Source organism: Azospirillum palustre (assembly GCF_002573965.1).
GTDB classification, from domain to species: Bacteria; Pseudomonadota; Alphaproteobacteria; order Azospirillales; family Azospirillaceae; genus Azospirillum; species Azospirillum palustre.
The window spans coordinates 98,707-124,574 of the sequence record NZ_PDKW01000039.1 but is presented as its reverse complement, the minus strand read 5'-3'; the positions used below and the strand labels follow the sequence as shown (position 1 = coordinate 124,574).

At 63.8% G+C, this 25,868-nt stretch carries 26 protein-coding genes; 10 read left to right on the top strand and 16 right to left on the bottom strand.

Features of this window, described 5'->3' with window-relative positions:
* Positions 1-30: 30 nt before the first annotated feature.
* From CRT60_RS36660 to CRT60_RS06700, 11 genes are all read right to left on the bottom strand, one after another.
* The gene (locus CRT60_RS36660) at positions 31-1,191 is read right to left on the bottom strand and encodes a hypothetical protein (RefSeq protein ID WP_204561731.1); all 1,161 of its coding nucleotides are present in this window, start codon (positions 1,189-1,191) and stop codon (positions 31-33) included.
* Positions 1,192-1,216: 25 nt separating this feature from the next.
* On the bottom strand, positions 1,217-1,876 hold the full coding sequence (gene hxsA / locus CRT60_RS06750) for a His-Xaa-Ser repeat protein HxsA (RefSeq protein ID WP_098735677.1): 660 nt from the start codon (positions 1,874-1,876) through the stop codon (positions 1,217-1,219).
* Positions 1,873-3,060 carry a His-Xaa-Ser system radical SAM maturase HxsC gene (hxsC, locus tag CRT60_RS06745; RefSeq protein ID WP_098735676.1) on the bottom strand — a complete coding sequence of 396 codons (1,188 nt, stop codon included), beginning with the start codon at positions 3,058-3,060 and terminating at the stop codon, positions 1,873-1,875. The genes hxsA and hxsC overlap by 4 nt, the downstream gene beginning before the upstream one ends.
* The gene (hxsB, locus tag CRT60_RS06740; protein WP_204561727.1) at positions 3,060-4,568 is read right to left on the bottom strand and encodes a His-Xaa-Ser system radical SAM maturase HxsB; all 1,509 of its coding nucleotides are present in this window, start codon (positions 4,566-4,568) and stop codon (positions 3,060-3,062) included. Before hxsB ends, hxsC begins: the two co-directional genes overlap by 1 nt.
* Positions 4,569-4,577: 9 nt before the next feature.
* Complete coding sequence (gene hxsD, locus CRT60_RS06735) at positions 4,578-4,937, bottom strand: His-Xaa-Ser system protein HxsD (protein ID WP_098735674.1); 360 nt, start codon at positions 4,935-4,937, stop codon at positions 4,578-4,580.
* A gap of 144 nt (positions 4,938-5,081) precedes the next feature.
* Positions 5,082-5,651: a hypothetical protein gene (locus CRT60_RS06730; RefSeq protein ID WP_098735673.1), complete on the bottom strand. Its 570-nt coding sequence runs from the start codon at positions 5,649-5,651 to the stop codon at positions 5,082-5,084.
* A 272-nt stretch (positions 5,652-5,923) separates the two neighbouring features.
* The gene (locus tag CRT60_RS06720; RefSeq protein ID WP_244592321.1) at positions 5,924-8,377 is read right to left on the bottom strand and encodes a hypothetical protein; all 2,454 of its coding nucleotides are present in this window, start codon (positions 8,375-8,377) and stop codon (positions 5,924-5,926) included.
* Between the two features lie 250 nt (positions 8,378-8,627).
* Positions 8,628-10,439 (bottom strand): class I SAM-dependent methyltransferase, encoded by a 1,812-nt coding sequence (locus CRT60_RS06715; RefSeq protein ID WP_161957992.1) that lies wholly within the window; start codon positions 10,437-10,439, stop codon positions 8,628-8,630.
* 106 nt (positions 10,440-10,545) lie between these two features.
* Positions 10,546-11,619 (bottom strand): hypothetical protein, encoded by a 1,074-nt coding sequence (locus CRT60_RS06710; RefSeq protein ID WP_143273129.1) that lies wholly within the window; start codon positions 11,617-11,619, stop codon positions 10,546-10,548.
* Between the two features lie 127 nt (positions 11,620-11,746).
* Entirely contained in the window at positions 11,747-12,676 is a 930-nt protein-coding gene (locus CRT60_RS06705; RefSeq protein ID WP_098735669.1) for an HNH endonuclease, read from the bottom strand.
* A gap of 198 nt (positions 12,677-12,874) precedes the next feature.
* The gene (locus tag CRT60_RS06700; RefSeq protein WP_098735668.1) at positions 12,875-13,732 is read right to left on the bottom strand and encodes a LysR family transcriptional regulator; all 858 of its coding nucleotides are present in this window, start codon (positions 13,730-13,732) and stop codon (positions 12,875-12,877) included.
* A gap of 94 nt (positions 13,733-13,826) precedes the next feature.
* On the opposite strand from CRT60_RS06700, the gene CRT60_RS06695 reads away from it, so the two are divergent.
* Entirely contained in the window at positions 13,827-14,207 is a 381-nt protein-coding gene (locus CRT60_RS06695; protein ID WP_098735667.1) for a tautomerase family protein, read from the top strand.
* A gap of 302 nt (positions 14,208-14,509) precedes the next feature.
* Positions 14,510-15,379, top strand: a complete 870-nt coding sequence (locus CRT60_RS06690; protein ID WP_098735666.1) for an alpha/beta fold hydrolase — start codon at positions 14,510-14,512, stop codon at positions 15,377-15,379.
* Between the two features lie 270 nt (positions 15,380-15,649).
* Here CRT60_RS06690 and CRT60_RS36400 read toward each other — a convergent pair whose 3' ends face one another.
* A complete protein-coding gene (locus CRT60_RS36400) occupies positions 15,650-15,865 on the bottom strand; it encodes a hypothetical protein (protein ID WP_167421642.1) in 216 nt (71 codons plus the stop codon).
* A gap of 162 nt (positions 15,866-16,027) precedes the next feature.
* Between CRT60_RS36400 and CRT60_RS06680 the strand changes: the two genes are divergently transcribed.
* A complete protein-coding gene (locus CRT60_RS06680) occupies positions 16,028-16,483 on the top strand; it encodes a thermonuclease family protein (RefSeq protein ID WP_098735664.1) in 456 nt (151 codons plus the stop codon).
* Positions 16,484-16,495: 12 nt separating this feature from the next.
* On the opposite strand, the gene CRT60_RS06675 is transcribed toward CRT60_RS06680, so the two are convergent.
* Entirely contained in the window at positions 16,496-16,969 is a 474-nt protein-coding gene (locus CRT60_RS06675) for an Lrp/AsnC family transcriptional regulator (RefSeq protein WP_244592320.1), read from the bottom strand.
* Positions 16,970-17,263: 294 nt separating this feature from the next.
* Between CRT60_RS06675 and CRT60_RS06670 the strand changes: the two genes are divergently transcribed.
* The 6 genes from CRT60_RS06670 (at position 17,264) to CRT60_RS06645 (ending at position 23,870) form a co-directional block, all read left to right on the top strand.
* Positions 17,264-18,196 (top strand): GHMP family kinase ATP-binding protein, encoded by a 933-nt coding sequence (locus tag CRT60_RS06670; RefSeq protein ID WP_204561724.1) that lies wholly within the window; start codon positions 17,264-17,266, stop codon positions 18,194-18,196.
* Positions 18,186-19,265 carry a cysteine synthase family protein gene (locus CRT60_RS06665; RefSeq protein WP_204561721.1) on the top strand — a complete coding sequence of 360 codons (1,080 nt, stop codon included), beginning with the start codon at positions 18,186-18,188 and terminating at the stop codon, positions 19,263-19,265. Before CRT60_RS06670 ends, CRT60_RS06665 begins: the two co-directional genes overlap by 11 nt.
* Positions 19,265-20,491: an ATP-grasp domain-containing protein gene (locus CRT60_RS06660; protein ID WP_098735661.1), complete on the top strand. Its 1,227-nt coding sequence runs from the start codon at positions 19,265-19,267 to the stop codon at positions 20,489-20,491. The genes CRT60_RS06665 and CRT60_RS06660 overlap by 1 nt, the downstream gene beginning before the upstream one ends.
* 27 nt (positions 20,492-20,518) lie before the next feature.
* On the top strand, positions 20,519-21,448 hold the full coding sequence (locus CRT60_RS06655) for a DMT family transporter (protein WP_098735660.1): 930 nt from the start codon (positions 20,519-20,521) through the stop codon (positions 21,446-21,448).
* A 65-nt stretch (positions 21,449-21,513) separates the two neighbouring features.
* Positions 21,514-23,055, top strand: a complete 1,542-nt coding sequence (gene argH, locus CRT60_RS06650) for an argininosuccinate lyase (protein WP_098735659.1) — start codon at positions 21,514-21,516, stop codon at positions 23,053-23,055.
* A gap of 137 nt (positions 23,056-23,192) precedes the next feature.
* Positions 23,193-23,870, top strand: coding sequence for a JAB domain-containing protein (locus CRT60_RS06645; protein ID WP_161957991.1), 678 nt, complete (start codon positions 23,193-23,195; stop codon positions 23,868-23,870).
* On the opposite strand, the gene CRT60_RS06640 is transcribed toward CRT60_RS06645, so the two are convergent.
* A complete protein-coding gene (locus CRT60_RS06640) occupies positions 23,867-24,340 on the bottom strand; it encodes a helix-turn-helix domain-containing protein (protein WP_098735657.1) in 474 nt (157 codons plus the stop codon). The genes CRT60_RS06645 and CRT60_RS06640 overlap by 4 nt on opposite strands.
* A gap of 314 nt (positions 24,341-24,654) precedes the next feature.
* Complete coding sequence (locus tag CRT60_RS06635; RefSeq protein ID WP_098735656.1) at positions 24,655-25,005, bottom strand: helix-turn-helix domain-containing protein; 351 nt, start codon at positions 25,003-25,005, stop codon at positions 24,655-24,657.
* 18 nt (positions 25,006-25,023) lie between these two features.
* On the opposite strand from CRT60_RS06635, the gene CRT60_RS35540 reads away from it, so the two are divergent.
* Positions 25,024-25,425 (top strand): SH3 domain-containing protein, encoded by a 402-nt coding sequence (locus CRT60_RS35540; protein WP_143273123.1) that lies wholly within the window; start codon positions 25,024-25,026, stop codon positions 25,423-25,425.
* A gap of 55 nt (positions 25,426-25,480) precedes the next feature.
* Here CRT60_RS35540 and CRT60_RS35535 read toward each other — a convergent pair whose 3' ends face one another.
* Positions 25,481-25,771, bottom strand: coding sequence for a hypothetical protein (locus tag CRT60_RS35535; RefSeq protein ID WP_143273120.1), 291 nt, complete (start codon positions 25,769-25,771; stop codon positions 25,481-25,483).
* Between the last annotated feature and the right edge of the window lie 97 nt (positions 25,772-25,868).

Below are 25,868 nucleotides of genomic sequence, written 5' to 3'. Positions count from 1 at the left end.
ATAGAATATAAAAAGTGTTCCGCGCCATTATCAGTCAAGAAAACCCGCATCCACGCCAGCCAAAAGACCCTTAACACCGTCTTTATTTAGCAACCTTATGCGATCAGAAATATAAGCCGCTACGCACGGCTTCGTTGCCTCAATTATTTCCAAGGCGGGCTTTCCTTTTTCAGGAACGCCACACGTTAACGGATATGTTTTGATCCATGCACGTTGAGCAGCAAGGGCATCTGGCCATCGGGCAGAGGAGGTACTGCTGCGAAGCTCTTCCCACGCGCTTTGCAGATCGTCAACGAGTGCGATCAGTGCGGGATCTGAACAAATTACAAAATCAACAGGCAGGGTTGCTTTCTTACAATTGAATTTCCGCGCCGAATGGCCGGTCGATTGGGGGACAGGAGCTTGGATTGGTGCTGAAGTAGGCGATGCTACTATAGCCGGGGACGGAGCGGCAACTGGGGGTATGATCGGGATAGGTGCAGATGCAGAAGCCTGGGGTATACCAGCTTTGTCGTATACAGTGAGCGTCTCGACATCAATTACAACTTCTGTAAAATGAAGCGGTGAGTTTGCTGTCTTCAGAGAGCCAGTTACAATTACATCCTTCTCAATTAAATATTCTCTGAATCGAGAATCAAATCTCCCAACCAATTGGATGCTTATTTGATTCTGCTTTTGTACCGTATTATTGTAATTATCCGACGCATAAAGGCAGATACTTGTCTTCAATATCAGCAAATATGCGTATATATTTTGACCAATTTGGTTCTTATGGAGTTCACGAAGGACCTCTCCACGAACACTCACCTTGTTCTGATCACCTCCTATGCAGGTTGTAATCGGCACATATGGTGGTGCTTGCACATTTGAAATGTGAGGGATGATACCTATAGAATCTCCGTAAGATGGATCTACTGTGCTAACATTTCCATTCGGCTTCTTGTGGCCCGGTTCGCCTGTATACGGGTTAATGTTACCTTGCGTTGACCAATTGTCTAGTGCGGTACCATTGGGAGCGGATCTCATGTGCGGTGCGACATACGTTCCATTGCCACGAGTATAGCCGTGGACGGAAACGCTCCCTCCATGCCCGCCACCTCCCCTGGCAAGGGATATTCTCGGAGACAATAATTCAACCATTATCAAGCTGATGAATGTCGCGCCTATTACCGCCTTGCAAATCGATGCCATGTCCAAGAATCCCAACATTATGGTGTCAACCGGCAACCCCCAACCTAGCCAACGTCGCGTTATCCATCACTCCCGTGACCGCCAGCCCCTCAGCGTGCTGGAATGCACGCAACGCCTCCTTGGTCCCTGGCCCCATCTTCCCATCGATCTTGCCCTTGTAGTAGCCGAGCCTCATGAGCTCGACCTGCACCCGCATCGTCATCGCGATCGCGTCCTGCTGACTCGCGCGAGGTGCCGTCGTGGTTCCAGACGAGTTCGAGCCCGCCGCCGGTGCGGACGGCTGGTAAGGAGCGGTCGTTTTCGACGGGCTGGACCAAGATGGCGTCGTCACCGTCGAGGGCGCGTTGTAGACCGGCGCCGGAGGCGGAGGTGGGGGAGGCGAATAGACGGGCGCCGAATAGGATGGTGACGTGTACCCGCCCGCGCTCGAGTAGTGCGAACGATGGCTGCTGTGGCTCCGATGGCTGGAATGGCTGCGGTGACCGATGTAGATCTCCGGGCCTTCCATCCGGTTCGGCATCACGAAGGTCAGCGGCTGAAACCTGGTGTTCGACGGGTGCGCCTCGGGCAACAGGACCGGCAACGGCCCAGCCTGCGCAGGCGACCAGATACTCGACAGGGTGGCCGCCGTCGGGGCGGTCCACCCCAGCACCTGCTTCAGGTAGTCGGTCCAGTTCCTCTTCATTCCGCTGCCTCATCGAACCTGAATGCCTTGACGCCTCGGCTTCGCCATGCCTGGCCATGCGACGCGAAGAACCCGCAGCAGCGCGACCGCATAGAGCAGCCGTCACAGGCGGGGTCGTAGACGTTCTTCCAATCGGAGATGCTCTGACGGGCCAGCGGCCAAGCAGTTTTGGGCAGGACGCAGAGCGGGACGTTGTAGATCGACGTCGTGATTCCACGGTCCTGGAGGCGCCAAGCCGCATCGGCCAGCGCCGGGCCATAGTCCACCGGGTCGACCCACAACAGGTCCCGGTTCACCTTGGCGAAGCCCATCGGCTCCAGCCCCATGAAGGCGACATGGCTGACGAAGGGCATGTTCCGCCAGATGAACTCGGCGAACCGTTGCATGCGCGGCAGGGTCTGCGCGTGCACAACGAAGCGGATCTCGATCGCGTGCCCGCGTTCAGCCAGATTGTAGATGCCGTTGATCGTCGCGTCGAAGGCGCCCGCCGCCTGGACGACATGATCATGTCGGGAGGGCACGTCGGCATAGAGCGGGATCGCCCAGGTCGTGCATCCGGCTGCCTCATGGACGCTGTCGGCGACGGCCGGGTCGGCGAAGTTGCGCCCGTTGGTCAGGATATGCAGGCCGGTTCGCGGCAGCGCCGCCTTACAGGCGCGGATGAGCTCCGGCAGCAGCGGACCGAGCAGCGTCGGCTCGCCGCCGGTGAAACCCAGTTGCGGTAGATTCCGGTCGATGAGCGGAATGAGGTCCAGGAGTTCTCTGACCCGCCAGAGGTCGTCCTCGTCGCGCGGCGGCTGGCTGCACATCAGGCAGCGGCTGTTGCATTGTTCGGTCAGGAACAGGGAGTTCGCGTTCGCCCCGCGTCGGTAGAGCACGCTCAGCTGCCCACTGTCCTGCCGCACCCGGATGACGTCGCCGGGATTCACGACGTCAATGTTGCTCAGCCCGCAGATGACCGGCAGGGCATCGTCTGGCCGCATGTCGGTGGCACCCGGCCGCATCACAGCGGCGAAGCCCAGGTCGCGCAGGACGCCGGTGTCAACGTCGATACCGTCATCCAGCTGCACGGCGACCTGCTCATGAGGCACGTCTCCCCGCAACGCCTCAGCGAGGTCGAGGACCTTCAGCAACGGCCGGGAGAGGTCACCCGAGATCACCGCCCGTGTGTGAAGGGGAAGCATCAGGCGGCCTCCGCGTCCGGCAGGCGCCGAACCGGCCGCTGGGTCACCCAGGACGTGAAGGTCCTCACGACGTGCGGGTCGGCTTCGGCCAGGTAACGGAACAGGATCCGGAACAGGCCGGTGTGTTTGACACAGTGGGCGTTCGTTGGCCGATGGCCGACGGGGTCACCCTCGCGCGCCAGGTTGAAGACCGGGTCAGCGCCGCAGTAAGGCAGGAAGGCGCAATCGGAGCAGCCGGGCAGCGCCTCGGCGACGCCGGTGGCAAGCAGCAACTGCATGCCCTCGGATCGCATCAGGTCGGCATGGCTGTCGTGGACGGTGCCGAGCCGCAGGCTATGGTCGCCCATCTCCGCCAGCATCCGACCTTCATCGGAGGCGTAGACGCCACCGTCGTAATTGTAGACCCGGGCGCCCAGACCGGCGCCGGTCGGCGAACGCAGGTCGACGTAGCCGGTCGGAAACGGCGTCAGGATATGGCTGAGGAGGAAGCCCGTGTACGCCTCCTGGATCGCAACGCCCATGCGGTTGAGCTCGAGGATGTAGGCCAGCGCCCGTTCGTAGAAGGGCAGGAACTCCTCCATCCCGTAGCCAATCCGCTGCGCCGCCTTGGCGGCGAAACCGAACGGGCTGAGAGGCCGCAGGAAGATGGACGGAAACCCAAGGCGGACATATTCGTCTACGATGGCCTCGGGGTACTTCAGGCTCTCACGGGTGAGCGTCGTCAGGGCCGAGAGGCTGCGCTCGCCCAGAGCCTCCCGGACGCGGCCGATACCGTCCAGGGTGCGCCGGTGGGACTCTCGGCCGGGCCGGGGCCGGTTGGCATCGTGCAAGGCCTCGGGACCGTCCAGCGAGGTGGAAAGCTGGAAATCGTGGCGCCGGAGGAACTCCAGCACCTCGCCGTCGGCCTGATGCAGGGTCGACGTCATCGAGTAGGTGATGGCGCGACCCTCGACCAGATTGCGCTCCTCAATCGCTTCCACGATCTGCCGGATGCGCGGGAACGCAAGAAGGGGTTCGCCACCCTGGAACTCGACCGTCAGGGATGGCGAAGGCGTCTGGAACATCAGGTCGATGGCCGCCGCGGCCGTCTCGGCCGACATGTCGAATCGTGCCTGGTCTGCCGTCTGCCTGGAGACCTGGCAATATCGGCAGCTGTGGTCGCACCGGAGGGTCACCACGAACACGTGAAGGGCCGGTCCACCCTTCAGGAAGGACTTCCGGGTTCGGTACTTCGCGGCGACCATCCTGAGGGTGCTCGAGTAATCACCCTCGGCAAGGAAATGCTTCCCTTGGAGGTCTGCGTAGGTATCGGTGGCCGGACTCAGCGTCCCGGCCGCGAAAGCCATGAAGTCTACCTCGTCCAGGAACTCGAACTCGCCGACCTCGGACGTAACCAGCACCTTTCCGTCGACGCCAGGGATGCGCGCGAACCGAAAGGGCATCGGTTGGTAGCCCGGTTCCTTCGACTGGAAGTCAGCCAGCGGTGCAAAGGAAAGACGCCCTGCCAACCCGACCTCTTACCGCTTCGCAGGCGCGGGCACGCTGGCCTCGGCCAGGGCTGCGGAGACGATGGCTTCGCGGACGGCTCGTGTCTTCTCCTCGATGCTGGCGCGCAGGCCGAAGTCGATCAGCGCGTTCCCGAACTCGCCCCTGATGGCATCCGGGTCAGCCGATGAGGCCTTAAGCCTGAAGCCGACCAAGATGCGTGCGCCCTCCTCTGACTCGAGCCAACAGTGGCACCTGTCGGTGAAGGCGTAGCAGGTGCGGAGTACGACTTCCCTGGGGAAGATCGCTGTGTCTACCGACACCGTGAAATCGAACGGGAATGCCGTGCCCCGCGGGACATCCGATGGTTGGGTGACGGCGGAGGCTGGCATGGCTGGGGACCGTAGCTGGCGCACTATCCATTAGAGGTAGTCCAGCCTGTCAAAGCACAGACCCAGTTTCAACCTATTTTTGAGATATTACCCACGCCCATGTAACTCCTGCGAGCATACTATGGTATGCTCAAAACTCGGTCTTCAGCTGGTCGGAGGGAAGCGCACCCCTGCCAGAAGCTCGTAAAAGAACTCGGCGTGTGGCTCCGGCAAGGTGCCCGCGACCCAGTAGGCGAAGGCGTCGCAGTACCACTCCTCGGCGATGGCGTTGTGGTTGGACAGGAGTTTTCGCGAAACCGGGTCGGCGAGCCACCCGAGGTGGCTCATCCGGCGCAGAAAATCAGCGTGTCCGGCCTCGATACGTCGGCGCGTTGCGCCGGGGCTGACTTCCCGGGCCTCCAGAAGTTCGAGGACGAAATGGGCGTATTCATGCAGGATGACGAAGGCGACTTCCCACTCGGGAGCGGTCTCTTGCTGCGCCAGTTTGGCAAGCCAAGCGAGATTCAGCCGGACGTTTGCCCTGCCCTTGCTGTGCAGACCGATCGCAGCGCCCGGCCGATGAAGCTCCTCAATGAAATAGCTGACGCTGCACGGCGGCAGGCCGCCTAGGCCCTTGGCATCCAACAGACGGTTGGCCAGCACCGCCGCGGGCGCGACGAACTCGTCGGCCACTCGCGACTGCTCGATGAACTGCACCGACGGCAGGAACCGCATGTGACGTCTCCGTTTCCATAGGAAGCACATGGTGACGGATTGCGATCTTCCTACGGCTTGATTCGGAGATCTGCGGGGCGCACCGTGTCCGCTGGCTCGGTCGCGGCGGTGAGGATGCGCTGTCCAACATGGTGTTGCTCTGCCCGAATCATCACCGAGCTATTCACGGTATAGATGCGCCGTTCGATTTCGCGAACGGAGGGTTCCTCGTGCGCGGCCTCATCGAGCAACTCGCAGTGACTCATCACGAACTCGTCGCCTGACCGTCGTCGTCACGCTGCCTGCCATACCTTGTTCAGCACCTGTGCCGCGAGCGAGGCCTTGTCCGTTGGCAGGAAGCGCCCGTAATGCTTTGCCACCACATCCGGCGTGTCCTGGATTGCATAGCTGGCCTGCTCGTAAGATCCAGTCTGCTTCAATACGTGCGTGGCGAGCACATCGCGAACGTTGTGAGGACCATGGGGGAGAAGGCCTTTGATCGCCCCGCGGCCGGTGTAGGGATTGTAGATCCCAAAGCGCTGGATCGTGAGGCGCCATGCCTCATAAAAGGTCGTCTGATTGTAACTGGGATCGGCCGACGTTGCCTTGACGGTTTTCACGAAAAACGTGCCCGGATCGCGTGCGTTGCGGAGCAACCTGCCTCGATGCCGCCCCAGGTAGGCGTCGATAAAGCCATAGAGTCCGCTGAGGTCGGGAAGCGGAAGCCGGAAAGGGTTCTTCCCGAAGAAGGAGGACGTTGCGTTCTTGAATGCAGAGGCAGGGATAAAAAGCTCCCACGCGCCATCGCGGTCATTCCAACGGAGTTCGCCGCATTTTCGATTGGCCAGTTGGCGCTCAGTCAAATGAACTTGGCCGCGTGGGCAAACCAGCAGTTGCCGCAGGTTCTTCTGGCGCAGACCGGTGTGGAGGCCAAGCCGAAGCATTAAGATTGATCGGACAGATTCGGCGGCGGAGATCGGATAGCGCTTTTCATCAGGCATAAGCCGGATGATCTCGTCGACGATTTTCCTGTATTCGGCGAGTGGGCTATCGGCCTCCAGTACCGGCAGGATTGGCTCGAAGGGATCGCGATGGACCCGAGCGACCCGATCGAGTTCCTTCGACCGAATGAGCGCGTGCTGATGCAACTGGGTACAGGCCTCACCCCAGTCTGCCCGGGCGCGATCGATTTCCTGGAACGACACCAACCCCTTGATCGGCTTCAGCCTGTTGGCCAATTCAGGCGTCTGACGCAACCACCCGGTCTTTTCACGGGTGAGTGCGGCAGCTACCTGAAGCATGTCGATTTCCCAGTTGGTATAGAAGCCACGTCGGCGCTCCCGCCACTGGATGTACCAGTCCCACACAGCCGGGAAGACCAAGTGTGCGAAGGACATGTCGGTCAGCCGCATGCCGAAGCCCTGGACCGGGCCAGTCGGCTTTGCGGCGAGCGCTCCGAATAGCAAGCCCAGGTGTTCGACCTTCTGGGCTGCCGTCTCTTCCCCCCAGACGCCATTGCGTTGATAGCCGATAGTCGTCAGCGTGGAGGTCTTGAACTGTACTAGGCGCGCCATCTCCTCATCGAGCGCTGGTGGCGCATTGACGCCACCGCCCGCGAGTTCGGGGTCGAGATCAGCTTGCGGATCGTCTTCATCAAGGTCCACCGCGTGAACAGCCTCCTCTCGTCGATGCGCAGATGAACCGCAGGCGAAGCGCACCCCGTATCGGTTCTTAATGGCAGCGGCTTGAAAGCGCCGGTAGTCCGTAGAGCCCGAGATGACCTTATCACGCACCCATTGCAGGATTTCCTCTTGCTCAGTTTCAGGACGGACGTCGAAGTCGTCCGGAAGGTGCCAGGCGAGCCTGCGCCGCTCAGATGTAGAGATGCCCGGCATCGACAGACCCGAGGTAGAGCGCGAAGGATGCGGTAGCTTGGCTTTGAAATAACCTGATGGGAGCCGGTATCGCGCTTCAATTCGCGTGAGCATATCGAGGCTTTCAGCGTTTCGTGGGGCTTTCGTCCCACGACGCCAAGCGTAAAGGGTAGTCTGGTGAAAGGATTCACCCGGCTGGATGATGGATGCCCACAGAGCGTAGCTTCCTTCACCGTGACGATGCATGTGAAGGTCCAAGGCCTCGTGAAAGGCATCCGGCTCCTCCCACGCATCCCAAAGAGCAGGCGGTGAATGCACACGCAGCTTCCGCTTAGGACCTGTACGCTTTCTGAGCACTTTATTGGAGATACCGCCGGTCGATTCAGTCGGATTATGCTCTGTTTTAGGATCAATTATAGGATCTCTGATCTCACCGCGCCCCGCTCCCTCACCAGTTCTTTTGCCCGTCCCGGACGCCGTACCATTCTTTCTTGGCCTCCCCGCACCGGTCGTCGGTTGAGAGGAGGAGATCGGTTTAGGCGCCTCCCTGTACGGCGCCCGTTCGAGTTCGCGTTTCAGCGCGAGTAGCAGCGGCGCCACGCACTCCTTTTTGGCGCGCAGATGCTCTGGCTCGATCCCGCATTTGGTAGCGATCTCGGTCCAAGCCCATCCTGTGGAAACCATAGGCGGACGTTTTCCCGACCTGAAGCAGTCTACGAGGTATTCTTCGAGCCTTTCCACTTCGCGAGGCGGGAAGGCAGCGGCAGCGCGCTGGCGACAAAACTGAGCGATGATGCGGGGAAAACGAGCGTTAGGTCGATTGGGCATAGATATGAACTCAAAAGCGTTGCTGACCACACGGTCGCCGGTCAACAGGAGGAGCCGTTGATGGGGGATGTCGTGATGCCTTCGCAGCAGAGAGCCGCCAACAAACTTTCCTATGACATCGTAGAGTGCAGGCCCGACATTCGACCGTGTAAGCGCCTCTATACCTATTCAGAAGCGATGAGATCCACCGGTGGAGCATGACCAGCGTTGTCCTGCTCTCCACAAGACAATGACCCGGAACGCCCCGTTCAAGCAGTACCCAATGACCCTAAAGGCCTAGAGTAGGGTTAGATTACTACAATGCTGATTCCCAATCAGAAGAAGACGAGGGACCAGCTTGGGGGCCGCTCCATTCCGGCAGTTGCTGCGTCGCTCTGAGCATCAACCGTTTCGCTGCAAGCGCTTCCAGGACTTGGGCTGGGCCAACATGCCCGTTTAACGCCGTCTCGACCGGCAATGACGCCGCCGCCTCCCGACCAAACCGGCGCGCAAGGAGATCCTCGCGTTGCAGATAGGCTCGCTCCCACCAACTCGAGATTTGGTCCGCCGACCGGTCCAAAAGCTCCGCGCTGATGAGCCGGTCGACTTTCTGGTGCCGGTTCACGCGCGCGTCGGCAGGCATCAGGTTCCAGAGATCGGCGTTCGGCCATGCGGAGAACGGCAGGCAATGGTCGATGTCCAACCTCTCCTGCCGTAGCTTCCGGCCCGTCCACACGCAGAAGACCGGCTGCCCGGCATCGAACATGGCGGCGGTAAGACGCCGGACCTCTGCGGTGCCACGCTGGGGATCGAGCCAAGCAAGGGCCTCGGCGATATGGCCTTCAGCCACGGAGCGACCTTGACGGGCCAGATACTGCTGCATCAGCCGCGTCCACTCCATGGTTAGCGCGGGCTCGATCCAAGTGTTCAGCCGCGTCAGGGCATACCAGACGTTCAATGGGATTCGGAACTCGCCTACCGACCACAGATAGGCTGCGTCCAGCACCAGCCGTTCACCGATGCGCGGGCCGCGCCGGGTCACGGCTCCGAACACTTGGCGGTCGCTACCTGGGTACGTGATGTAGTGCGCGGGCATCTCGGTGATCGTCCTCGCCGCATCCCGGATGGCTCCGGCCAGCGCCTGGCCAGTGTCGCCCAGGAACTCTGCGCCGACCCGGAGTTCGGGCGGCGCGGTGCCAGCGAGCCGTCGGAAGGGTTCCTTGACGAAGCCCAGCCCAGTCCCGCTCCGGCTGGTCGGCGTCTGCGGCAAATCAGCCGCGATCAGCGGCAGGAACATCCTGATCCAGTAGAGGGCGATCAGCCCTAGGGGGAGAACCACACCATCATCGCCGTCGGCCATGGCGAGGCCGGGGGAGGCATCCGCAGCCCGTGCGACGACGCGCAGCAGGGCCAGCTTGTAGCTGCTGGATTTCGCGTCATTGAGGACGATGTGCCGGATCAGCGGCAACGCGCCGGTGCCATCGTCCGCCAACTGGACAACGACGGTCTCCCAGCTGACGTCCGACCGGCCGAGGCGGTCTGGCGTCTTGATGACCCGGCTGACCATGGCGCCATGCTCGGCCGCGAGACGCTCGATCTCGGCGCGAGTGACGGGGAGCATCGGGCGCTCCGGATCGCTCGGCCCATGGCGCAGGCTGACGATCATCCGGCCACCCGGCTTCAGCAGCGTCACCAGTTTCCGGAAGGCGCGCCGCCGGTCGGCCGGGGGAATGTGCATCCACACGGCGGCCAGCAGGATGAGATCGAACACCATGCCGGTGCGGTGGACGCGCTCCAGGCCGGGCAGTCGGTCATCCATCCATCGGATGCCTACACCCGCATGCCTACGAGCCCCCTCCTCACGCATGCCCGCGGCGGGCTCGACGGCGACAACGGAATGACCACGACCTGCCAACCAAGCCGCATCACGGCCGGACCCGGCGCCGACATCCAGCACCGCTGACGGCTGGGACGGCATCAGATCGAGGACGTCGGCGTAGAGTTCCTCGAAGGCGACGGTCTCGTACTGGGCGACGAACTCCTGGGCGCGGCGGTCGTAGGTCGCCACGGTGCCCCCGTTCGGCGTCGTATCACATAGCTCCGGTGCCGTGGGGTGGGGATCGGTCATGACCAAACACTGCCGTGCTGGCAGGGAAGATAGGTGCCCCGCCGACACCATTGCCGAGACGCGGGACCATCCGGCTCGCCGCAGCCGACGGAAAGCAGGTGCCGAATCATGCCGCCTTGGCCCTCACCGAAGACAGCCTCGAGCGGAACCCCCGCCAAAGGCGCATCGCCGATCTCACCTTGATGAAGAGGCCGATCAGGAACGACATCGCGCCGAGGATGGCGGCGATCAGGGCCAATATCAGCTTCGCGGTGATCTTTACGATATGGGCCATCGCCGAAAACACGCGCTTCCCGGCAAGGCGGAATGCGCCGCTTATCGGCTTTCCCAGGGCGTTTGCCGCCCGCTCTGCATCTTGCAGTTCCTTGACGTTGTCGACATGGCGCAAGATGGCAAGCGTCCTGGAAGGCGACGTCACCCTGCTGACCTGGGCCACCGAGGCGAGTACGCTCTGAACCTCCCTCGTGTCGACACGGGCGGCGTGGCTGCGGGCGGCTCTCGCCAGATCGTCGACCCGGTACCAAGGGATCCCAGCCACCGATTGCCGAAACGCAGAGGTGTTGACCGCGCGGGCGACGATCCAGGAAAGCTCATCCTGGAACCGGGCGGTCAGCTTGCCGGTCTTTTTTGCCAGCTTGGCCAGGGAGATGCCCGTCTTGATCGGCAGAGCGCCGCCCGCCGTCACCACGGTCGCCGCTGACATCGACACCCCAGCTATCGACAGCCCCAGTACCAGATCATCGACCGGCTCGTCCCTGACGATGCGTGACGCCTGCTCCGTCAGGTCACGAATGTCGCCGACCACCGTCAAATCCGAGGCGATCGCGGCAGCCATTCCGACAGTCCCCTCCCCTTCGCCGGTCACGAAGCCCATCGCGGCCCGCCGGATGTTCCTTTCCGCAGCCCGCAGGCCCGAGTTCTCGTCCGCGAAACGGGTGCGCAGCGCCGGGTCGACCGGCACCTGGAGGAGATCGGCGACGTCGAGATAGTCTTCGGCCTCCTCGGGTGCGTCACGGTCCAACGCCGACGCGATCTGCTGCTCAAGGCGCTCCTTGGGAACGACCTGCTTCAGCATGGTGATGAGAGCGTCCCGTACATCGGCGTCGGTCGGAACGGTGCCGGTCAGCGAAACGGTAAACGGCGTCACGACTATGGCGACCGAAAGCCCGGCGACCATCATTCGACGCGTCAGCCGGGCCGTGGCCGCCAAGCCCATTTGCGAGCGGCCATTTGGGTTGGCGGGGACTGAAGATGGAAACCGATTCACTGGACGATCGCCGTGGAACGCTGGCGGGCAGATGTCATGGCTAGGCTGCCTTCCTGAACCGCTCGAAGCGAACCGCAAGCCGGTCAGGATCGGGCTTCATCAGGTCCTCGCGCGGCATCCGGATCAGCTGTCCCTTCAGTGCTTTCAGGCCGAGCTCCAGCATCGGTCCGTCATGCTGCTCGAGCAGGCGCTCGGAGATGTGGATGCGGTGGTCGGGGTCGATGCTGATCAAATCTGCGTCGTACGCAGCGTGATGCAGCCTACTCATGCAGATGCCATTGCGGATGTCCGGCTGCCCACGCTCGACGTCGCCGTCGGGAATGATGTGGGCGGCGTCCACCAGCCTCACTTCGGGCAAGCCGGTCAGCGCGCATCGACCGCCATAGGCCGCTACCACGCGCTCCCGGAACGCCGACTGGTGCAGCCGCTGCTTGACCTGCCTCAGCGCGTACCGGCGCTCGTCCGGATTTGGCGGCGTCCAGAGGGTGGCGGCGTCTGCGATAGGCTTCGGGGCGAGCTTCACCGACAGGGCCTTCGGATCCCACTCTACGACGTAAGCCGGGAAGATCGGCTCGTATATCGCTGGGGCGACGCCAAAGAAGTAGATGATCGGTAGTTGCCTGTCCCTGGCGTCGCGAAGAAGCTGATTTTGCCTGCTATCGGGATCGGTGCCGTTGAAGGCATAGGACAACCCATCCGCCGCCATCGCCAACTTGGCTTCGGATTCAAGCTGGTCGTGGTACCAGGCCCGCCGCCCGGCACGCGGAACCACCGTTGTAACGCTCAGCACGCCCGTCATTGAGGCCGGTTTGAAGATTCCCTCGGCCTTCGTAGCGAAATGAATTCGCGCACCCTCGTGGACGAAGCCCTCGTTGACCACGCTCCATGGCAACGAACCGCCATGCAGCTGCACCAACAGCCTCAGGCGCTCGAAGGCTGCAAGCCGGAAAGAGGCGTCGGGATCGTTCATCGGTCCATGGGCGTCAGTTCAGACGTCGAAGGGTAGCAGCTTCCTCGCAGCCGTACAGGCGGATTGTACTCTCTCGAGAGGGCTCCCGCGTCGGATGTGAACTGCTCCCACATCAGCGATGTATCGCAGCCCATGGCTGACCGTATAATCGAACGACTGCGGGCCTTTTAACGGAACTTGCGCTTCTGAAGGAGCCCATCAGCCTCGAACAGCGCTCTTGAAGGCTGCCGACAGGGCAGCGAGCGCGGCACGCGGTTGTCCATCTCTGACCCTGGTGTGCAGGATCACGGGCAGGCGCGGCAAGGCCGGAAGCCCCAGCCGCGGGCCGACGTCGATGGCGCCGAACGGTACCATGCGCGGGGACAATGCCGCGATGCCGAGACCGGCCGTCACGGCTGCCGCCACAGCGGTCACGCCGCCGCCGACAAAAATCTCCGTCCACGGCAAGCCTGCCGTGTCGAGGAGTTCCCCCGCCAACACCCGCACTCCACAGGGCTCGGCCATGGTGGCGATCGGCAACGGTTCGTCCGCCCGATGTTGCCAGCTTGGCGCCGCGAACCAGCCGAACTGCTCCTCGGTAATGAGTTCCCCGTCATCACGCTCGGCGTGCAAGCGGACGATCACCGTGTCGAGTTCCCGACGGTCGAAACTCTGGAGCAGGTCACCCGATGACCCAATCCGGATCTCGATCACCAACTGCGGATCCTGTGCGTTCATCCGGGCGATCAGCGCGGGGAGCTCCGGTCCCGCCACATGGTCGCTGATACCGATGGCGATGCGCTGGCGTTCCCGCGTCAGCGAGGCAAGCGCACGATCATGCGCTTCCAACAGGTCGCGGGCATGATCCAGGAAGGCGGCGCCGCGTGCCGACAGCTGAACATAACGCGGCGTCCGCTCGAACAGGCGGCAGCCGAGCCGCTCTTCGAGGCGCTTCAGCTTCAAGCTAACTGCCGCCTGCGTCGTCCCGGTGGCCTCTGCCGCGCGCGTGAAGCTCTCCAGTTCGGCGATGCGTACGAAAGCCCGCACCGCATCAAGGTCGAGAGACGGCCCAATCATTTCAAAACGTTATCTCAGATATTGAAAATCATAGCATATGAAAATGACTGACCCATGGCTATTGTCAAGTCGGACATAACGGAAAGGACTTGCAATGCCACTCGTTCACATCTCACTGCGCGCCGGAAAACCGGAAACGTATCGGCAGGCAATCTTCGATGGTCTGTACCGCGCCATGCACGAGACCTTCAACGTGCCCGAAGACGACCAGTTCATGACCATCACCGAGCATGACGCCGCAAACTTCCGTTACAGCGCATCTTATCTTGGAGTCGATCGAAGCGACGACCTCGTCTACATCCAGATCACCGCGAACAACACTCGGACCGTGGAGCAGAAGAAGGCGATGTTCCAGCGGATCATGGTGCTGCTCGGCGAGAACCCCGGCATACGACCACAGGACGTCTTCGTGAACATCGTCGAAGTGGCAAAGGAAAATTGGTCGCTCGGGAACGGAGCCGCGCAATATGCTTGAAGCGGAGAGCCTGTTCCCATCGCAAGGCTGATAAAATCGAGCGCTTCGAAGACGGCCGCATCCCTGCCGGTAGCGGCTGCCAATCCTGCACGAGCTGGCCAAACGCCGTCGGGTGGCCGACCGCTTGTGGGAAGTCCGCCGTAGGTGGTGCAAAGTGCCATCGGTCGAGTCCATCAAGCGCGAGTTGGCCTCCACACTCGAGGTTGCTCGCGAGCCAGTCTCGAGCCGGAACGGGTCAGCTTGGTGCTTGTTCTGGGAAACGGTATCCTTTGCCCCCACACCGTTTTCCGCCGGAGACGTCGATGTTCGAAGGCTTCCGTCTTGAGATGGTGAATCTGCCGGAGGCTACCTTGCGTATGCGCCATGGCGGGAATGGCCCGCCTGTGCTGCTTCTCCATGGACATCCCCGCACCCATGCCACATGGCACCGCGTCGCCCCGCTGCTCGCTGCGCATCACACCGTCGTCTGCCCGGACCTTCGCGGCTTCGGGCAGTCGTCGAAGCCCGCCGATACGCCGGATCATGAAGGATCGTCCAAGAGAGCCAAGGCCCGTGACTGCGTCGCACTGATGCACCGCCTCGGCTTCGACCGCTTCGCCATCGTCGGACATGACCGGGGTTCCTACACGGCCTTCCGCACAGCAATGGACCATCCCCAGGCGATCACGCATTTGGCGGTGCTGGACGGCGTGCCCATCGCCGAGGCACTGGGACGTTGCGATGCCCGCTTCGCCCACGCTTGGTGGCACTGGTTCTTCTACGGCCAGCCAGACAAGCCGGAGCGGGCGATCCTTGCCGATCCGGACGCTTGGTACGGCGGCTCGTCTGACATGATGGGGGCCGAGGCCTACGCCGATTACCGGGCGGCCATCCACGACCCGGACACGATCCACGGCATGATGGAGGACTACCGCGCAGGCCTCGGCATCGACCGGGAGCATGACGAAGCGGACCGGCAGGCGGGACGGACCCTCACCTGCCCGACCCTCGCCCTGTGGTCACGGCGCGATGACCTCGAGGCGCTCTATGGCGATGTCCTCTCGGTCTGGCGGCCGTGGGCGCCAGATCTGCGTGGTCGAGGCCTGGACTGCGGGCACCATATGGCCGAGGAGGCGCCGGAGGAGCTTGCTCGGGAACTCCTGGAGTTCCTGACGACTGAGAGTGAAAGATGAGAGACTGGCCCAAGCAGCAGACGAATACGCCTCGAAGAACCACGAATAGGGCACTCCGGCACGCTTGACGTCGGATAAAGCGCCTGGGAGGCCGATGGAACGTGCCGAAGCGGTCGAAACTGCGTGGCTTTGGCGGACATTCTCGGCACATACGGCGAAAATCCGCGTCCAAGAGAGCATTTAGGCCGAATGCATACAAACATACTCACACAATCCTCAACCAGTCCTCATCGTTTTGCCTGCCGAGAGGGCTTTGACTCGATAGCTGGCTTACGTGTCTGCCCGGCCGTCCTTCGCCTCATGGTGCCGCGCCGGTGGATCAGCGGGAAGGGTGCGCCAGGAGGCGATGGCCCTGACCGCCTGCAAGGCGCTGGCGTTGTCAGCGATGTGGACGTGGCGGCGCAGTTCCGCTACGGCGGGCCATTCACCCTGCTCATGGAAGACCCGCTGCACGGCTTCCGCCATCTCCTTGCTCACGACGAACACCAGCAGACCCCGCGAAAATGCACGCCTGGACAATGAACAGGCCCCGGCAGCCAAGCAAGCGACCTTTCGGCGGGCGCTTGGCGGGAAGGGGAAATTCCTGCATGACGAGGACGTGGCTGTTCGGTAGCATTAAGCTACAGCCCTTCCCTCATGAGTAGGCGCATGAACCTGCCATCCGCAGCGCTCCGCGGATTTTACCGAATTGCTCTTGCCGCCCTGTTGATGCCTTTGGCCGGTCACGCAACCCTCGCGGCCGAGATCTCCGTGATCGCCGGAGACCGGATCGAAGTGGAAGGACGGGACATCCATCTCTGGGGCGTCCGGGCGCCGGAGGCCGATGCCCTATGCTATGGAAATGGCCAAGGGGAGCCGTGCGCCAGGGTGTCCCACCGCCTGCTAGAGGCGCTGATCGGCAAGGAAGAGGTCATCTGCATCGTGAAGGACGGCAGGCCGGACAAGCCGGTCAGCGCCCAATGCTCGGTCGACGGCGCCGATCTCGGCCACCTGATGATCACCTCGGGATGGGCGACGGACAACCGGGCCGAGAGCGCCGGGTTCTACGAACTCCAGGAACAGGCGGCGCGAACCGAACGGGTGGGAATGTGGAAGTACCGGTGAGCCAGCACCCGATCAGACGTCGATTGGGATCCTGGTCTCATACTTGACCCGGCTGATCACCGTCAGGGTGATGAACCGCTTGATCAATGGGTTGGCGTAGAGCGTTGCCCGGGCAAATTTCTCGAATTCGCTCATGTTCTTGACGCAGACCATCAGGACATAGTCGGTCGATCCGGTGACCAGATAGCACTGCATCACGCAGCCCTGGGCGTGGATCGTCTTCTCGAATGCATCCATCAGAACCCGGTCGTCGCCCTTGAGCTCGACGGTCACGATCAGCTGGATGTGGCTGCCGAGCTTGCTGGGATCGACGATCGAGACATCCTTGGCGATGACCCCGGCCTCGCGCAACCGACGAACCCGACGCAGGCAGGTCGGGGGCGACACGGCAACCGCGTCGGCAAGCTCCAGATTGGTGATCTGGCTGTTCCCCTGAAGCAGGTTGATGATCTTCCGGTCGATCTGGTCGAGTTCGATGTCAGGCATCTGGCGAATGCTCGTTTGAGGCGATTTCACACTTATGAGTGTCGCGCCCTGCGTCGTCAATTTTTCCATCGTGACAAACCGGGTGGCAGAATTAGAAATTTCATACCGTCCAGATGGCGCTACAGTCTGCTCATCACGACGCAATGAACTGCGCCGCGGCGCAAACAGCTTCCTAGTAGTAGCTAATTATCCTCGTTAGGTCGGGGACACCCGCCTAAACATCAACAATAGAAACTGACCCATTCAGCGAAGAGGTTTCGAATGCCTGGAGATGTGATCTCTCGGTTTGCCTCCGTGCGCCTTGGCACCAGGGGAAATCAGCGAAAAGAGCACGGTTTCGGCCAAGTCAACGGCCATCACGGCGAGATCCTCCAGGGAATCTTCCCGGACGACGCAGGACATCTGCACCGCGGTCTCGTCACGCTCCCGTGCAACATCGTTTCATCCACCGCCGTCTTCCGCCCGGCGCCGGGAAATCTGGTCACCGTCCCGGACGACAAGCTCAAGGCGGCCGAGGCCGCGCGGCTGACGCTGGATAGCCTGGGCCTGCATGACCAGGGCGGCCACCTGACGGTGGAGAGCACCATCCCGGTCGGCCTCGGCATGGGGTCCTCGACCGCTGACGTCGTGGCCGCGATCCGCGCCGTCGCCGACGCCCACGGCGCGGCCCTCGGGGCTGACGAGGTCGCCCGGCTGGCAGTTCGAGCGGAGACGGCCAGCGACAGCATTATGCATGGCGACCTCACCGTCCTCTTCGCCCAGCGCGAGGGCATCGTGCTGGAGCATCTCGGCCCCGCCCTGCCGCCGCTGGAAGTCCTCAGCGTCAACACGGCTCCCGGCGCTCTTGTGGACACCGTGAAGCAACCTCCCGCCGAATACGACGAGTGGGAGATCCAGGCGTTTCGGCCACTGCGCGGCATGCTGCGGCGGGCGATCCGCACCGGCGACGCGGCTCTGCTCGGCCGGGTTGCCACGGCCAGCGCCCGCATCTCCCAGCGCCATCTGCCCAAGCCCGCCTTCGAGGAGATCAACGCCATCGCGGCCTCCACTGGGGCGCTCGGCATCCAGGTCGCCCACAGCGGCACCGTCGTCGGCCTGCTCTTCGATCCCCGCAACCCGGCCACGGTCCGCCGGGTCGCCGAAGCGGCCGCCCGCCTCGAGGCCTTCGGCCTGCCTCCCGCTTTCCATTTCCGTACCGATGCCGTCGAGGTCCGCCATGTCGCTTGAGATGACGATGTCCCAGTCCCGCGAATCCCGTGGCTTTCCCGACTATGAACTCCCGCGTCTGGTGCGGCTGACGGACAACCTGCACGGCGCCGCCTTCTTCCTGATGAAGCTGCTCCCGGCCCGGCACATGCTGGACCGCGCGGCGGCCGACGGGCGCCTGAAACCAGGCGGCACCATCTGCGAGACGACGTCGGGGACTTTCGGGCTGGCGCTCGCCATGCTGGCGGCGGTGCGCGGCTACAAGCTCATCCTGGTCAGCGACCCGGCCATCGACGAGCACCTGCACAAGCGCCTGCTGGAACTGGGCGTCACGCTGGAGATCGTCGAGAAGCCCTATGAGATTGGCGGCTTCCAGACCGCCCGCCTCGACCGGCTGCGCGCCGCGCTGGAGGCCAATCCGGGCAGCTTCTGCCCGTCCCAGTACGGCAATGCCGACAATCCGCGGGCCTATGCCGAGGTCGCCGAGCAGATCGCCGAGCGCCTCGGTCATGTCGACTGCCTGGTTGGCACCGTCGGGTCCGGCGGCTCGATGTCAGGCATCGCCCGCTTCCTGCGTCACCTCAACCCCGATCTCCACGTCATCGGCGTCGACACCCCCAACAGCGTCGTCTTCGGCCAGCCCGACGGCAAGCGGCTGCTGCGCGGCCTCGGCAACAGCCTGGTGCCGCCGAACGTCGACCACCGCCAGTTCGACGAAGTCCATTGGGTCGGCGCCGCCGAGGCGTTCCTGGCCACCCGCCACCTGCACCAGCACCACGCGCTCTACCAGGGCGGCACCAGCGGAGCAGCCTACCTGGTGGCCGACTGGTGGGCACGCACCCATCCCGACCGCAGGGTGGTGACGCTGTTCCCCGACGAGGGCCACCGCTACGTCGCCAGCATCTACAATGACGACTGGCTCGCCACGCTGCCGGGCTGGACCGGCGTTCTGCCCGAAGCCCCGCAGCCGGTGGCGCACCCCAGCGACGTCCGGCCCAGCTGGAGCAGCTTCCGCTGGGATCGCCGGACGCTGGACGAGGTGCTGGCGGCTGGCACCCCGGTTGCGCGCGACCTCGCGGAGGCCGCGTAATGCCGCGCCTCCTGCTGTTCATCGAGAGCAACACGTCTGGCACCGGCCGCCTGTTCGCCCAAACCGCCCGTGCCCTCGGCTTCGAGCCGGTGCTGATCAGCCGCCAGCCCGGACGCTATCCCTATGTCGCCGAAGACGCCATCCGCAGCGTCGAGGCCAATACCGCCGACCTGAACGTCTTGCGCTCGCTTGTGCGGCAGCTGGCGCTCAGCGAGGGGGTGGCCGGGATCACCTCCAGTTCGGAATATTTCATCGCCACCGCGGCCCGCCTGGCCGCCGATTTCGGCCTGCCGGGGCCGGATGCTGACGCAGTGGCCGCCTGCCGCAACAAGGCGACCCAGCGCCGCCGCCTGGACGAAGCCGGTATCGACCGCGTGCGCCATGCAGAGGTCACCGACGCCGCCGATGCCGTCCAGGCCGCCATCGGCATCGGATTGCCCGTTGTCCTGAAGCCGGTGGCCGGATCGGGCAGTGTCGGCGTCCGGCTCTGCGCCACGGTGGCCGAGGTGGCAGCCCACGCCAGATCGCTGCTCGCCGACCCGACCTGTGGCGCGCTGCTGGTCGAGGAAGCGGTCAAGGGCGACGAGTATTCGGTGGAGATCTTCCACGACACGGTCATCGGCGTGACCCGCAAGCACCTGGGCGCCCTGCCCCACTTCGTCGAGATGGGCCACGATTTCCCGGCGCCGCTGGCCTCGACAGTGGCAGATCGGATCGCGGGCTTCGCGCTGGCCGCTACGCGGGCGCTCGGCCTCACCTGGGGGCCGCTGCATGTCGAGCTTCGCCTCGGCGAGGACGGCCCGCACCTGATGGAGGTCAACCCACGGCTGGCTGGGGGATTCATCCCCGAGCTCGTCCGCCAGGCCACCGGCATCGACCTCATCCAGGCGACCGTCGAACTGGCCGTCGGCCGGACGCCGGAGGTGACGCCGACCCGCCAGGAGCACGCGGCGATCCGCTTCCTCACGCCACCCGACGATGGGCTGTGGTTCGCCACCGAGGGTCTCGAGGCGGCACGGGGTGCGCCCTTCCTGCGCGACCTGCGGCTCTACCGTGCTTACCCACTGCTGATCGCCCGCCGCGGCGATTTCCAGGACCGCCTCGGCCACGCGCTCACCAGCGCCCCCACCCTGGAGGGCGCAGTGGCCGCCGCCGAACTGGCGCGCCGCGCCATCCGCTTCCGTGTCGCGGCCAACGGCACCGGAACCCTTGCCACCGTCGCCTGACCGGAACAGCAGCAGGAGCCTCCTTCGATGTCTTCAACCTCCCTTGCGGCGGCCGGACCGTCGCGCGCCGGGGCGAACCCGGCGCTGCTCTCCCTGCTGGCGGGCGCACTCGCCATCGCGCTCGCCCCCATCCTGGTGCGGGTCAGCGAACTGGAGCCGATCGCCACCGCCTTCTACCGGCTGGTCATCGCGCTGCCCTTCTTCTGGCTCGGCATGCTTGCCGAACGGAAGGCGCCCCAGGCTGCCAGCGCGCGCGTCACCGCCGCCGATATGGCGCTGATGGGGGTGGCCGGGCTGATGTTGGCGGGCGACCTCGCACTCTGGCATCTCAGCATCACCATGACCTCGGTGGCCAAGGCGACGCTGTTCAACAACTGCGCCCCTGTCTTCGTCGCTCTGCTCGGCTGGCTGCTGTTCGGCGAGCGGATCGGCCTCGGCCTGATCGTCGCCCTGGCGGTCTCGCTGTCCGGCATGGCGCTGCTGATTGGCGACGGGCTGTTCGCGTCGGTGGGAAGTGCGGCGGAGGGGCAATGGCAGGGTGACGCCATCGCAGTCAGCACCGCCGCCTTCTACGCCGTCTACCTGATGGCGGTGAAACGCCTGCGGGCCAGCCACTCGACCAGCGTCATCATGGCGGGATCGAGTGCTGCCGCCGCCATGGTTCTGGCGGTGGCCGCCTGGATTGAGGGCGGCCCGCTGCTGCCCGCAACCGCTTGGGGTTGGGCCGTGGTGCTGGCGCTGGGCGTCGCCTGCCATGTCATCGGCCAGGGCCTGATCACCCATGCGCTGGCCCACCTTCCGGTCACCTTCTCCTCAATCGGCCTGCTCATCCAGCCGGTCGCGGCGGCGGCGCTGGCCTGGATGCTGTTCGGCGAGGCTCTTGGCCCGCTCCAGTGGCTTGGCGGCGCGCTGGCGCTGGTCGGCATCACGCTGGCCCGCCGGACCTCCAGCCGCTGATCCGGCAACCAGCCACGCTCCGACCAGCCATACACCCGAAACCCTTCTCACCGGGAGCCACCCTCATGGTGATCAGCAACGCCCAGATCCTGGCCCACCTTGGCGACACCGGCCGGGTGGCTGGGACGCTCAACCCGACGGCCCAGTCCATCCTGTTCGGCGACGTCGCCGACGACGCCATCGACCGTGACCTGCCCTGGATCACCCAGGTCGACCGGGCGCACTTGGTGATGATGGCGGAGACCGGCCTTCTGCCGGTGGCGCAGGTCTCCCCCCTGCTCCGGCGCATCGACGAGATGGAAGGATCGGGCTTCGCCGTCCTGCGCGGACGTTCGGCTCCGCGTGGCGTCTACCTGCTCTACGAGACCTATCTCATCGCCGACCTCGGCGAGGAGATAGGCGGTGTCCTCCAGACGGCGCGCTCGCGCAACGACCTGGGCGCCACCGTGCTGCGCCTGCGGTTGCGCAACGTCGTCGCCGACCTGCTGACCGGCCTGACCCGTCTCCAGGCCACGCTCCTGCGCCGGGCAGAGGCCTGCACCGACGCCGTGTTCCCGATCTACACCCACTACCAGCCCGCCCAGCCTGTGACGCTGGCCCACTATTACGCCGGGGTCGCCGCGGCGCTGGACCGCGACGCCGAATCCCTGCACGCCGTGCTGGCCGATCTCGACCGCTGCCCGCTCGGCGCCGGTGCTGTGGGAGGCACGGGGCTTCCCATCGACACCCGACGGACGGCCGCCCTGCTCGGCTTCTCGGGCCCCTGGACGCACTCTATCGACGCCGTGGCCTCGCGCGACGCCGTCCTGCGCCTGCTGGCAGCGCTGGGCATTCTCGGCGTGACGCTCAGCCGCCTTGCCCAAGACCTCCAGCTGTGGACCACCGGCGAGTTCGGCTTCCTGACGGTGGCCGACGATCTGGTCGGCACCAGTTCGATGATGCCGCAGAAGCGCAACGTCTACATGCTGGAGCACGTCAAGGGCTTGGCAGCGGCGCCGATGGGAGCGCTGACGTCGGCAGCGATGGCGATGCACGCCACCCCCTTCTCCAACTCCATCGCCGTCGGCACCGAGGGCGTCAAGCCGGTGTGGTCGGCGGCCTCGGGAATGCTGGACGCCCTGACGCTGGTCCGGCTGATCGTGGCCGGGGCAGAGCCGAATCAGGGCGCCATGCGCCTCAGGGCGGTGTCCGGCCAGACCAATGCCACCGCGCTGGCCGATTGGCTGGTCCGGGAGCATGGCATGCCGTTCCGCCGCGCCCATCATGAGGTCGGGGACATCATCCGCTCGATGATGGTCCAAGGGGTGGTCGATCTGGAGACCGCCGCGCGCGAAGCCCGGCCGGAGTGGTTCCGCGGTACCCGGTCGCCCGTACTGCGGCCGGTCGACATCGCCGCCGCCCAGGAGCATGGCGGCGGTCCCGGTCGCGACTCCACCGCCCGCGAGGTCGAGCGGGTGCGGGCCTCGCTTCACAGCCGCCGCGCGGCGCTGGTGGAGCAGCGGCGGCGCTGGCGCCAAGCACGCCGGTCCTTGCGTGCGGCGGTCGACGGCGTCCTCGGTATCGCCGTTCTCGACCGGACGGGCCGTGGCCGCTCCGGCCAAGCATAATCAGGAGTGAGAGGTCGACCATGCCGAGTACGGCCAAGGCCTCGCCCCGGGCGAAGGCCGGGAGACTGGCAGCCGCCGACAGCCCCCGGCCGTTCCCGCTGATAAGAGATCCGCGGGTCGGCGGCAGCCTGGAGGGGATGCCGGACGAAGCCCTGCTATCCTCGTTGCTGACGATGGCTGCCCCGGACGCCAACGGGGATGTCCTGGCCCTGCGCCTGCTAAGCGGGCATGGGTCGTTGGAGACGGCCATCGCAGCGGCATCAGCGGGCAAGCTGCCCGGCGGCATACCCTGGGACGATCATGCCGCCGTCCGCTTCCGGGCCGTCATCGAACTGGCGGCACGGTTGGTGCGCCCTACGCTGGAGCAACGCCCGCTCCTGTCTTCCCACGAGGATCTGGTGACCTATGCCCGCCTCCGCGCCGCCTGCTCGGCGGTCCAGACGCTGCGCCTGCTGTTCCTCGACCGCCAGCGCCAGCTGATTGCCGATGAGCTTCACCGGACCGGGTCTGTTGGTGACGTCGCCTTGTATGTCCGGGAGATCATGAGTCGCGCGCTGACCATGGACGCCCGTGGCTTGGTGATCGTCCACAGCTGCCCCAGCGATGAACCACCAAACCCGGCCAGCGTCAGGGTGTCCTGCGCGGACATCCAGAAGGCCGGGAACTTGCTCGGGGTCGAATTGGTCGAGTACCTCCTCATCGGCAGACGCTCTTACGTCACCCTGCTGGGCGAACCTGTCGTGAAGCGGCTGGCCCGCCTTGTTGCAGCGGAAGGGGACGGTGCAACGGCGTCGTCGGAAGCCGCCGTCCGTTAGGCGTCGGTGGCGGCCAGAAAGGCGTCTGCCGGGGCGTCTGCTGCGGCAACCGCCCTGATCAGGTCCAGCAGCCGTCTGCGCAGGCCTCGGTCCTCGATGCGGTAATAGGCTCGGACGAGCTCGAGCGTCTCTCGCCTTGCCATCGGGTCCGGCTCTCCCGGTGTGCAGAGGTCGGGTTCGAGGATCACGTCTGGTAGATCGCCCTGGTCGGTAAATCCGTCGAAGAAGAAGGAAACGGGCACGTCCAGCGTCGCGCCGAACTGCCACAAGCGGGATGCTGAAACCCGATTGGCTCCCTTTTCGTACTTCTGGATCTGCTGGAACGTCAGGCCGACGGCTTGGCCCAGCGCCGTCTGGGTCATGCCCAAGAGTGTGCGGCGCAGCCGGATGCGACTTCCAACATATCGGTCAACCGTTGTGGCCTCTGCAATTTCGTCTTTAGCCTGGGTTCCATTTCTTAGACGCACCATGCTACACAACCGATCCGATTACGTGAGCGAATTCGATCTTATACAACCTTTCTTCCTGCGCATCCAAATGCACTTTTCCAGACCGGGGTCCGGCACGGTAGGCAAGGAGTGCTTGATGGCATGCGCCGAGGGTCAGCGGGACAGGAAGGCTGTGAACTCTGTACCCGCTGCCGTTCACCTGAACGGGTTGGAGTCGGGATGCAAGCCATCTATCACCAACTTTGAGCGCTTCCCTCCAGCACCGCGGTTTCGTCTCACGCCCAGGAGGTATGACGTATCTTCTGTCCGACGCCTGCGCGATCCCATTCCCCGACTCACGGTGCCCGAGGATCGTCGCTCCGGCGAAGCTGCGCAAATATCTCGGCCTGTCCGATCAGAACCTTCAGATCGTTGAGGTCCAAGGAGCGCGAAGCGGAGAGGAGACGCGCTTCAAGAGCCGCCCTGGCTGCGTCGGTTTCTGAACCTGAGTCGCCGGTCAGCAAGCTGTCGGTGGTTGCCCCTAACACCCGCGCGATTCTGACCAAGGTGTCGAGATCGGGCGCATGAACATCTCGCACGTAATGGCCATAGCGCTGCTCACTGAGCCCGGCCCGCCGTGCAACCTCGGCGTCGCTTAGCCCCAGCGCCTGCGCACGCGCCCGCAGTCTTCCACCGAATCCTTCCATACGGCGGGTGTGCCCGCAGTGCGCTGTTCGGTCTATAAAGACATCCTTGCTGACAAAACAGGATTTCTTGTTTATATGTCGCTGGACGCAACTCAAGCAGAGGTCGGTATGCGGACGTTCCACATGTGCATTGCTGCGATTGCGTTGGCGACCTCACCGGCCATGGCATTCGAGTGCACCATTGGCAAGGGAGCCTCCATCTACGACGGTGCCCCTGGCGGGAAGCTGCGCGCCGAACCTCGTGACGATGCTCCGATCATCGCGAAGTTGAATGCTGGAATGGCAGCCGTTGCTGTGCTGGAGGTCGCACCCACCTGCCGTCTTCCGAAAGGCTGGGTCCGTGCTGACCATAACGGTAAGAGCGGCTATGTCCGCGAATCCGATCTCAGGCCTCGCCTCCGGCCCGGACTGCCTGAGTAGCTGCGAAAATCATCAATCAATTCTAAGCAGCGGGCTCAGTGAATTCAAAGTCCGCTTACGGTATGTCGAGGAGCAATCGAAAATGACTTTGCGTCATTATCCGTTTTCCATCAACAACGACACCTTCGAGTTCAATATTGTGTCCGGAACTGTCCTCAGCACCGACCAGCGGAGCGATACCAGGGTTTGGGGTGGTGGAGCGACAATCGTCGTCGATGGAACAGGTGGGGGCGGAACAACCATTGATTCGAGGGTCGACGTGGTATGCGACCTTTGGCTCCGTGCCGACAACGGTCAAGAACATCATTTCAGGTTCAATCAGGACATTCCACTTCGCGAAGGGCATCGCGTTTACTGCATTTTCCTCGAGCTATGCGGGAAATTGGGTGACGGGCGGGTCAGGCGGCGTTCTGTGACGCGGTGTCGGTGACCTCGATGCCGTC